This is a genomic window from Novosphingobium sp., assembly GCF_027486195.1.
Classification (GTDB): domain Bacteria; phylum Pseudomonadota; class Alphaproteobacteria; order Sphingomonadales; family Sphingomonadaceae; genus Novosphingobium.
In genome coordinates, this window is record NZ_JAIXPP010000125.1 from 21,608 (window position 1) to 30,701 (window position 9,094).

Genomic DNA, 9,094 nt, shown 5'->3' on the forward strand with positions numbered 1-9,094 from the left:
TGGATTCCGCGCCGTTTGGCGCTAGCGGCGGGCGCGATGGAACAGCTTGAACCTACACTCGCCGCGATCGCTGCGGCAGACACGATCGAAGCCGTCGAGGCGCTGCGCGTAAGCGCGCTTGGCAAGCAGGGCTGGGTCTCGACCCTGCTCAAGTCGCTGGGCGGCATGAGCCCCGAGGAACGCACCAGCACCGGGCCGCGAATCCACGCCGCGCGCGAGGCCGTCACCGCCGCGCTCGGTGAACGCCGCAACGCGCTGGAAAGCGCCGCGCTTGAGGCAAAGCTTGCGGCGGAGACTGCCGACCTTTCGCTCCCCGCACCGGCGGCCCCGCGCGGCAGTGTCCACCCGGTCAGCCAGGTCATGGACGAACTGGCCGAGATTTTCGCCGACATGGGCTTCGCCGTGGCGACGGGTCCGGAGATCGAGGACGACTGGCACAACTTCACCGCGCTCAACATGCCCGAAACGCACCCGGCGCGTGCGATGCACGATACGTTCTACTTCCCGGACAAGGATGCAGAAGGCCGCTCTATGCTGCTCCGCACGCATACGTCGCCGGTCCAGATCCGCTCGATGCTGAGCCAGGGCGCACCCTTGCGCGTGATCGCACCGGGCCGCGTCTACCGGTCAGACAGCGACGCCACGCACACCCCGATGTTCCATCAGATCGAGGGCCTCGTGATCGACAAGGGGATCCACCTCGGCCACCTCAAGTGGACGCTGGAAACCTTCCTCAAGGCCTTCTTCGAACGCGAAGATATCGTCCTGCGCCTGCGCCCCAGCTACTTCCCTTTCACTGAGCCTTCGGTCGAAGTCGACGTCGGCTACACCCTGATCAATGGCAAGCGCGTGGTCGGCGGCAGCGGCGATGCGGCGAACGGCGGCTGGATGGAAGTGCTCGGTTCCGGCATGGTCAACCGCAAGGTGATCGAATTCGGCGGGCTCGATCCCGATGAATGGCAGGGCTTTGCCTTCGGTACCGGCGTCGATCGGCTCGCCATGCTCAAATATGGCATGGACGACCTGCGCGCCTTCTTCGATGGCGACGTGCGCTGGCTCGCGAACTACGGCTTCGGTGCGCTCGATGTGCCGACCCTTTCCGGCGGTGTGGGAGTGCGCGCATGAAGTTTGCTCTCTCATGGCTCCAGGCCCTGCTCGATACCAAGGCCGATGCCCGCACCATTGCCGAGAAGCTGACCTCGCTCGGCCTCGAGATCGAAGGCGTCGAGGATGCCTCCGCCGCGCTCAAGAAGTTCCGCGTCGCCCGCGTGCTGACGGCGGAACGGCACCCGCAGGCAGACAAGCTGCAGGTCCTCTCGGTCGATCTGGGTGATGGCAACCCGCTGCAGGTTGTCTGCGGAGCGCCGAATGCGCGCGCGGGCCTCGTCGGCGTTCTCGGCGTTCCCGGCGCAGTGGTTCCGGCCAACGGCATGGAGCTTCGCAAGTCCGCCATCCGCGGCGTCGAATCCAACGGCATGATGTGCTCGACGCGCGAGCTTGGCCTTGGCGAAGAGCACGATGGCATCATCGAGCTGTCCGCCGATGCGCCCATCGGCACCAGCTTCGCCGATTATCTCGGCTCCGACCCGGTGTTCGATGTGGCGATCACGCCCAACCGTCCGGACTGCATGGGCGTCCACGGCATCGCGCGCGATCTCGCGGCGGCGGGCCTTGGCGTGCTCAAGCCGATCGACGTCGCGCCGATCACCGGCAGCTTCCCGTGCCCGGTGGAAGTCCGCACCGAAGACCCCGAAGGCTGCCCCGCTTTCTACGGCCGCGTCATTCGCGGCGTGAAGAACGGACTCAGCCCGCAGTGGTTGCAGGACCGCCTCAAGAGCGCGGGCCAGCGCCCGATTTCGGCGCTGGTCGATATCACCAACTACGTGATGCTCGGCTATGGCCGCCCCGCGCATGCCTATGACCTCGCCAAGCTCTCCGGCGCCGTCTGCGCTCGCAAGGCCCGCGAAGGGGAGACCTGCCTCGCCCTCAACGGCAAGGAATATGCGCTCGAACCATGGATGACCGTGATCGCCGATGAAGCCGGCGTCCACGATATCGCCGGGATCATGGGCGGCGAACATTCGGGCTGTTCTGACGACACGACTGACGTCCTCCTCGAAGTCGCCTACTTCACCCCCGCCAATATCGCCCGCACCGGGCAGGCGCTGGCGCTCACATCGGACGCGCGCGGCCGCTTTGAGCGCGGGGTCGATCCCGCCTTCCTCGATACTGGCCTGGACCTGCTCACCAGCCTGATCCTCGAGATCTGCGGCGGCGAGCCCAGCGAGGTTATCCGCGCCGGTCAGCCCCCGCTTGCGCGCAAGAGCATCGGCTATGATCCGGCGCTCGCCGGCAATCTTGGCGGGATCGATGTCGCCAATGGCGAGCAGAAGCGCATCCTTGCCGCGCTTGGTTTCGAAGTTTTCGAAGACTTGGCCAGGCACTGGGATGTGACGGTGCCGACCTGGCGCCCGGACGTCGACGGCGCGCCCGACATCGTCGAGGAAGTGATCCGAGTGCATGGCCTCGATGCCGTGCCCTCCACCCCGCTGCCGCGCGCGGACGGCGTGGCCAAGCCTACCGCCACGCCCGCGCAGATGCAGGAGCGCCGCATCCGGCGTGCCGCCGCCGCACGTGGCCTGAACGAGGCAGTGACCTGGTCGTTTCTCCCCACGAGCGAGGCCGCGCACTTTGCGGATGGCGATCTCTGGACGCTGGCCAATCCGATCTCCGAAGACCTCAAGACCATGCGCCCCTCGCTGCTGCCGGGCCTGCTTTCGGCAGCGCGGCGCAATCTTGATCGCGGTGCCACTTCGGTCCGTCTGTTCGAGATCGGTCGTCGCTATCTGCGCGGGGAAGGCGGCGCGAGCAACGAGCAGCCCAGCCTCGCCGTCGTGTTCGCGGGCGAAGCTGCACCGCGCGGCTGGGCGACAGGGAAGGCCAAGGCCTTCGATGCCTTCGACGCCAAGGCCGAGGCGCTCGCGCTCCTCGCCGAAGCTGGCGCCCCGGTCGATAACCTGCAGGTGATGGGTGAGGCAGGCAGCCAGTTCCACCCCGGCCAGTCCGCCACCTTGCGCCTCGGGCCCAAGACCGTGCTCGCGCGCTTCGGTCTGCTGCATCCCACCACCGCCAAGGCCTTCGATCTGGCCGGTCCGGTTGCTGTGGTCGAACTGTTCCTCGGTGCGATCCCCGCGCGCAAGGGCCCCGGCAGCTTCGCGCGCCCGCACTTCGCGCCGCCCGCGCTGCAGGCCGTCACGCGCGATTACGCGTTCCTCGTGCCCGCCGCACTCCCCGCCGGCGATCTGCTGCGTGCCGTGCGCGGGGCGGACAAGGCCAACGTGGTCGCCGCGCGGGTGTTCGATGATTTCCGTGGGGCCGGCGTGCCGGAAGGTCACAAGTCGCTGGCCGTCGAAGTCACTTTGCAGCCGGTCGAGAAGAGCTACGACGAGGCGGCACTGAAAGCGATCACCGACAAGATCGTGGCAGCCGGAGCGAAGCTCGGCGGCGTGCTGCGCGCCTGAAAACACCTGCCAGCCGGGGGCCGATGATCGATCTTGTTGTCCTTGCCAGCGAAGGCCTCACCGCGCGGATCAACCCGTTCGGCGCGGAGCTTTCCTCGCTGACCGATGCTGCGGGCCGCGAGTACATGACCGATGCGGACCCGGCCTTCTGGTCGGGCCGCGCGCCGCTGCTGTTTCCCATCGTCGGCGCGCTCGCTGATGACACGCTGCGCCACGAAGGGCAGGCATTCCGGATGCCCAAACACGGCTTCGCCCGCCGCAGTGCATTTGCTTTGACTGAGCAGTTGGCGGATCGCGTGGTGTTCCGGCTGGAAGACAGCGCCGAGACCCGGGCCAGCTATCCCTTCGCCTTCGCGCTCGAGATGGCCTTCACGCTCTCCGACATGACGCTGGCGATGATGGCGACGGTCCACAACACCGGCGATGCCCCGCTGCCCTTCAGCTTCGGCTACCACCCGGCCTTCGCCTGGCCGCTTCCCGGCGGTGCCGACAAGGCCGCCCACCGCGTGGTGTTCGAGGCGGATGAACCGCAGCCTATCCGCCAACTCGACCAAGCAAGCGGCCTGCTCCGCCCCGATGGCGTGCCCAGCCCGGTGCAGGGCCGCGAACTCCCGCTCGATCCCAAACTCTTCCGCCACGATGCGCTGATCTGGACCGAACTCGCCAGCCGCCGCCTGTCTTATGGAGCCGATGGCGGCACTTGGCTCGACATCGCCTTCCCGGATAGCCCGATGCTCGGCATCTGGCAGGTCCCCGGCGCGCGCTACATCTGCATCGAGCCGTGGCAGGGCCATTCCGATCCGGTGGGCTATGCTGGAGAATTCGGTGACAAACCCGGTGTGATGGTCCTGCCTCAAGGGGCAAGCTGCAACTTCCGAATGGATGTGACCATCCGTCCTGCCTAATCTTCAGGCATGTCGAGCGCCGTCATTTTCTCCAACCCAGATATCCTGCGTGTTGCCTTCGCGGCGAATATCCTGATCCTTGTCCCGGTCTGCTGGGGCATGATCGCGCCCACCGCCGCTGCCACAGTGTTTCAGGGCGCCGTGACGGAAAGCGCCGGCCTGCGCGTGCTGGTGCTCAGCCTGTGGTCGGCGATCCTTGCGGCCTCCATTTGCGGCCTCTTCGCCCCCGCCTTTTTCGCGCCGCTGCTGCTGGTGCAGATCTTCTACAAGACACTGTGGCTTGCGCTCTTCGTCTGGCCCGCGATCCGTGCCGGGGCGCCGGTGCCGTGGGGCGTGGCCGGAACCTTCGCCGCGATCGTGGTGATCTGGCCGGTCTTGCTGGTGCTCGCTCTGCGCGGCTGAGGCGTGACACCGCCGCGCCCCTAGGCTAGGCGCGCGCCATGAGTTCCAATCGCCGCACCTTTGCCATCATCTCGCACCCTGACGCGGGCAAGACCACGCTGACCGAGAAGCTGCTCCTCCAGGGCGGCGCTATCCACCTGGCCGGTGAGGTCAAGGCGCGCGGGCAGGCGCGGCGTGCGCGGTCTGACTGGATGAAGATCGAGCAGCAGCGCGGCATCTCGGTCACGTCTTCGGTCATGACCTTCCAGAAAGACGGCGTCGTCTTCAACTTGCTCGATACCCCGGGCCACGAAGACTTTTCGGAAGACACCTACCGCACGCTCACTGCCGTCGATTCCGCGATCATGGTGATCGACGCGGCCAAGGGCATCGAGCCGCAGACGCGCAAGCTGTTCGAGGTCTGCCGCCTGCGTTCGGTGCCGATCATCACCTTCGTCAACAAGGTCGACCGCGAAGGCCGCCCGGTGTTCGAAACGCTTGATGAGGTCGCCGATGCGCTGGCGCTCGATGTCTGCCCGATGTCGTGGCCCATCGGCATGGGCGGGATTTTCGAAGGCGTGCTCGATTTCGCCACAAACACGATCGCCCGCCCCGAAGGCGACAGCCGCGAATTCCTCGGCAAGCGCGATCCGCTCGTCGATGGTGCCATCCCTGCCGAGATCGCCGAGGAAATCGAACTCGCGCAGGTCGGTTACCCCGAATTCGATCTCACCGCCTACCGCAACGGCGACCTGACCCCGGTCTATTTCGGCTCTGCGCTCAAGAATTTCGGGGTCGCCGAAATGATCGATGCCATCGCCCGCTATGCCCCGCCGCCGCGTCCGCAGCCGTCGGACAGCGGCACAATCCAGACCGATCACCCCGAAGTGACCGGCTTCGTGTTCAAGGTTCAGGCCAACATGGACCCGATGCACCGCGACCGCATCGCGTTCATGCGCATGGTCTCGGGCACCTTCAAGCGCGGCATGAAGCTCACGCCATCAGGGCTGGGCAAGCCGATCGCCGTCCATTCGCCGATCCTGTTCTTCGCGCAGGACCGCGAGATTGCCGATACTGCCGAGGCGGGGGACATCATCGGCATCCCCAACCACGGCACCTTGCGCGTGGGCGATACGCTGTCTGAAAAGAACACCGTCCGCTTCACCGGCCTGCCCAATTTCGCGCCGGAAATCCTTCGCCGAGTCCAGTTGAAGGACCCGACCAAGACCAAGCAGCTGAGGAAGGCGCTAGACGACCTTTCAGAGGAAGGCGTGATCCAGGTGTTCTACCCGGAGATCGGTGCGCAATCGATCGTCGGCGTGGTCGGCCAATTGCAGCTCGACGTGCTGATTTCGCGGCTCGAAGCGGAATACAAGGTCGAGGCCGTGCTCGAACCCTCACCATTCGACACCGCGCGCTGGATCAAAGGTAGCGATGCTGCCTTGCGCAACTTTGCCGATTTCAACCTTTCGAATCTCGCCAAGGACCGCGACGGCGATCCCGTATTCATGGCGCGCTCGGCGTGGGATGTCGGCTACCAGCAGGAACGCAATCCGGAGCTGACCTTCAGCGCCACCAAGGAGCGGTAAAGCCATGCGCATCGCGGTCACAGGCAGCAGCGGCAAACTCGGCAAGGTTGCGGTTGCGGCGCTCAGGGCAGCAGGGCACCGCGTCACCGGCTTCGATATCGTCAGTTCGGTCTACGGAGATGATACGGTACGGCTCGATTGCGCGGATTTCGGCGCGGTCATGGGCGCGCTGTCCGGGGTTGATACGGCAGCCCGCCGCTTCGATGCCGTGCTCCACCTTGCCGGCATCCCCAAGCCGGGCGCGACGACCGACGAGGCGGCCTTCCGCATCAACGTTATGGGCACCTACAACGTGTTCTCGGCCGCCGCGCGCCTCGGCATTGGCCGCGTGGTCTGGGCCTCCAGCGAGACGATCCTTGGCCTGCCCTTTGCGGAGCCGCCGCTGTTCGCGCCCATCGACGAGACGCACCCGCTGCTTCCCAACTGGTCCTACGCGCTCGGCAAGCGGTTGGGGGAAACCATGGCCGACGAGTTCGCCCGCTGGCATGCCGGCCTTGCCGTGGTCTCGCTGCGCTTCTCCAACGTCTATGTGGCTGAGGATTACGCGTTGCTGCCACAGATCCAGGCCGATCCGGCAAGCCGCAAGTGGAACCTGTGGAGCTATATCGACGTGCAGGACGCCGCCGAGGCCTGCCGCTGCGCGCTGGAGGCGCAGATCACCGGCCATGAGGCGATGATCATCGCCGCTGCAGACAATCTGATGGGCCGTCCCTCGCGCGATCTGATGGCGGAGCACTTCCCCGCCGTGCCGCTGGCCGAGAGCCTTGCGGGCGAGGCTTCGTTGCTCTCCTCGGCCCGCGCGGGCGAGCTGATCGGGTACGTGCCGCGTGTTTCGTGGCGACAGCGCGTCTAGCCTGCGCGTTACAACCGCACTTGCGGCCTGTTCGCACCTGCGGCAGAGACATCCTATGACACTGCTCGGCCCCACCTCGAACACCTTCATCTCGCAGCGCCTGCGCCTTCACTATGTTGATTGGGGCAATGCGGAGAAGCCGCCGCTCCTCCTCATCCACGGGGGGCGCGACCATTGCCGCAGCTGGGACTGGACGGCTGAGGCCCTGCGGGACGATTGGCATGTCATCGCGCTCGATCACCGCGGCCATGGTGACAGCGAGTGGGCGTCCGACGGCAATTATCGCACGATGGACATGGTCTACGACGTCGCGCAACTGGTGCACCAGCTCGGCCTGGCCCCGGTCACCATCGTCTCGCATTCATGGGGCGCCAATGTCGCGCTGCGCTATGCGGGCCTTTTCCCCGAGGACGTGGCCAAGCTCGTCGCGATCGAGGGCATTTTCCCCACGCCCGACTGGGAACTGCGCATGAAGGACGTGCCCTTCGCTCGCCGCGTGCGTGACTATATCGCCGAAAAGCGCAAGGCCGCCGGCCGCTTGCCGCGTCGCTACGCGACGCTTGAAGACGCCTATGCGCGCATGAAGTCGGAGAATCCCTACCTCACCGACGTGCAGGCTCGCCACCTCACGATCCACGGGATCAACCGTAACGAGGACGGGACTTTCACCTGGAAGTTCGACCCCTACGTCCACATCGATCACCCCTACGACATCTCCACCGAGCGCAAGCACGAGCTGTGGGAGGCGATCACCTGCCCGACCCTGCTGCTCAACGGCGCGGATTCGTGGGCGGGCAATCCGGAGCGCGATGGCCGCATCAAGCACTTCCGCGATGGCAAGGTGATCGAGTTCGAGAACGCCGGGCATTGGCTCCACCACGATCAGTTCGACCGTTTCATCGCGACCTTGCGCGATTTCCTCTGATGGCCGATTTCACCGACCGCATCCTGCCTCAGCACGAGGCGATGATGGGCGCGCAGAGCGTTTTCTTCGTGGCAACGGCGGCGGTGGACGCGCGGATCAACCTCTCGCCCAAGGGGTATGACAGTTTCCGCGTGCTTGGGCCCAACCGGGTCGCCTATCTCGATCTGGCTGGCTCGGGCAATGAGACTCATGCGCATCTGGTGGCCGATGGCCGGATCACGATCATGATGTGCAACTTCGGCCAGCCTCCGCTGATCCTGCGCCTCTACGGCACCGGCCGCCCGGTCCTGCCGCAGGATCCGGAGTGGGAAGAACTTGCGGCCCACTTCACCATCCTGTCCGGCACCCGCCAGATTTTCGACATCGCAGTCGACACCGTGCAGACCAGTTGCGGTTGGGGTGTCCCGGTCATGACGCTTGAGACCGAGCGGCACACATTGGTCAAGTACCACGCCCAGGCCGACGAGGCGGCATGGATGGCCAAGACCTCGGGCCGCAGAACCAGCATTGACGGCCTCCTGACCACGCCCACGGACCGCTTCTTCCGCGGGAATTGAGGCATGGCGTCTGCCCATTTTTTGGGCAGATCCTGGAATCTGCACAAGATTCGAGCGTGCCGACTGCGTAGTTTTCCGTAGTCGCGAAGAGAAACCCCCTGATTCCAGCGTTCCGCGCATTTGGCACGGTGTTTGCGAAGCCTAGTCAGCCGGCGGGTCGCCCGGCGAGAAGGCCGCAAAGGGGGCATGAATGAAATTCATCATCGCCATCATCAAGCCGTTCAAGCTCGACGAAGTGCGCGAGGCGCTCTCCGGGCTGGGCGTTGCCGGGATGACGGTGTCGGAAGTGAAGGGTTTCGGCCGTCAGAAGGGCCAGACCGAGATCTACCGCGGCGCCGAATACACCACCAACATGCTGCCAAA

General features: G+C 65.7%; 9 protein-coding genes. All 9 read left to right on the forward strand.

Annotated features, from left to right (window positions below):
- Positions 1-36: 36 nt before the first annotated feature.
- Positions 37-1,125 carry a phenylalanine--tRNA ligase subunit alpha gene (gene pheS / locus Q0071_RS21410; RefSeq protein ID WP_298174458.1) on the forward strand — a complete coding sequence of 363 codons (1,089 nt, stop codon included), beginning with the start codon at positions 37-39 and terminating at the stop codon, positions 1,123-1,125.
- Positions 1,122-3,521, forward strand: a complete 2,400-nt coding sequence (gene pheT / locus Q0071_RS21415; RefSeq protein WP_298174460.1) for a phenylalanine--tRNA ligase subunit beta — start codon at positions 1,122-1,124, stop codon at positions 3,519-3,521. The genes pheS and pheT overlap by 4 nt, the downstream gene beginning before the upstream one ends.
- A gap of 23 nt (positions 3,522-3,544) precedes the next feature.
- Positions 3,545-4,426 (forward strand): aldose 1-epimerase family protein, encoded by an 882-nt coding sequence (locus tag Q0071_RS21420; RefSeq protein WP_298174462.1) that lies wholly within the window; start codon positions 3,545-3,547, stop codon positions 4,424-4,426.
- Between the two features lie 9 nt (positions 4,427-4,435).
- On the forward strand, positions 4,436-4,828 hold the full coding sequence (locus tag Q0071_RS21425; RefSeq protein WP_298174463.1) for a hypothetical protein: 393 nt from the start codon (positions 4,436-4,438) through the stop codon (positions 4,826-4,828).
- Between the two features lie 38 nt (positions 4,829-4,866).
- Positions 4,867-6,396: a peptide chain release factor 3 gene (locus tag Q0071_RS21430; RefSeq protein ID WP_298174465.1), complete on the forward strand. Its 1,530-nt coding sequence runs from the start codon at positions 4,867-4,869 to the stop codon at positions 6,394-6,396.
- A 4-nt stretch (positions 6,397-6,400) separates the two neighbouring features.
- Positions 6,401-7,249, forward strand: coding sequence for an NAD(P)-dependent oxidoreductase (locus Q0071_RS21435; protein WP_298174467.1), 849 nt, complete (start codon positions 6,401-6,403; stop codon positions 7,247-7,249).
- A 55-nt stretch (positions 7,250-7,304) separates the two neighbouring features.
- Positions 7,305-8,174 (forward strand): alpha/beta hydrolase, encoded by an 870-nt coding sequence (locus Q0071_RS21440; protein ID WP_298174469.1) that lies wholly within the window; start codon positions 7,305-7,307, stop codon positions 8,172-8,174.
- On the forward strand, positions 8,174-8,731 hold the full coding sequence (locus Q0071_RS21445; protein ID WP_298174471.1) for a pyridoxamine 5'-phosphate oxidase family protein: 558 nt from the start codon (positions 8,174-8,176) through the stop codon (positions 8,729-8,731). Before Q0071_RS21440 ends, Q0071_RS21445 begins: the two co-directional genes overlap by 1 nt.
- 190 nt (positions 8,732-8,921) lie before the next feature.
- Positions 8,922-9,094, forward strand: a 173-nt coding sequence (locus tag Q0071_RS21450) for a P-II family nitrogen regulator (RefSeq protein WP_298174480.1), incomplete at its 3' end; no start/stop codon positions are given.

Bases quoted from the DNA above. Each gene is read 5' to 3' on its own strand.
- Q0071_RS21435 (WP_298174467.1), top strand. From the start codon at position 6,401: ATGCGCATCGCGGTCACAGGCAGCAGCGGCAAACTCGGCAAGGTTGCG.
- Q0071_RS21420 (WP_298174462.1), top strand. From the start codon at position 3,545: ATGATCGATCTTGTTGTCCTTGCCAGCGAAGGCCTCACCGCGCGGATC.
- Q0071_RS21430 (WP_298174465.1), top strand. From the start codon at position 4,867: ATGAGTTCCAATCGCCGCACCTTTGCCATCATCTCGCACCCTGACGCG.
- pheT (WP_298174460.1), top strand. From the start codon at position 1,122: ATGAAGTTTGCTCTCTCATGGCTCCAGGCCCTGCTCGATACCAAGGCC.
- Q0071_RS21445 (WP_298174471.1), top strand. From the start codon at position 8,174: ATGGCCGATTTCACCGACCGCATCCTGCCTCAGCACGAGGCGATGATG.
- Q0071_RS21440 (WP_298174469.1), top strand. From the start codon at position 7,305: ATGACACTGCTCGGCCCCACCTCGAACACCTTCATCTCGCAGCGCCTG.
- Q0071_RS21425 (WP_298174463.1), top strand. From the start codon at position 4,436: ATGTCGAGCGCCGTCATTTTCTCCAACCCAGATATCCTGCGTGTTGCC.
- pheS (WP_298174458.1), top strand. From the start codon at position 37: ATGGAACAGCTTGAACCTACACTCGCCGCGATCGCTGCGGCAGACACG.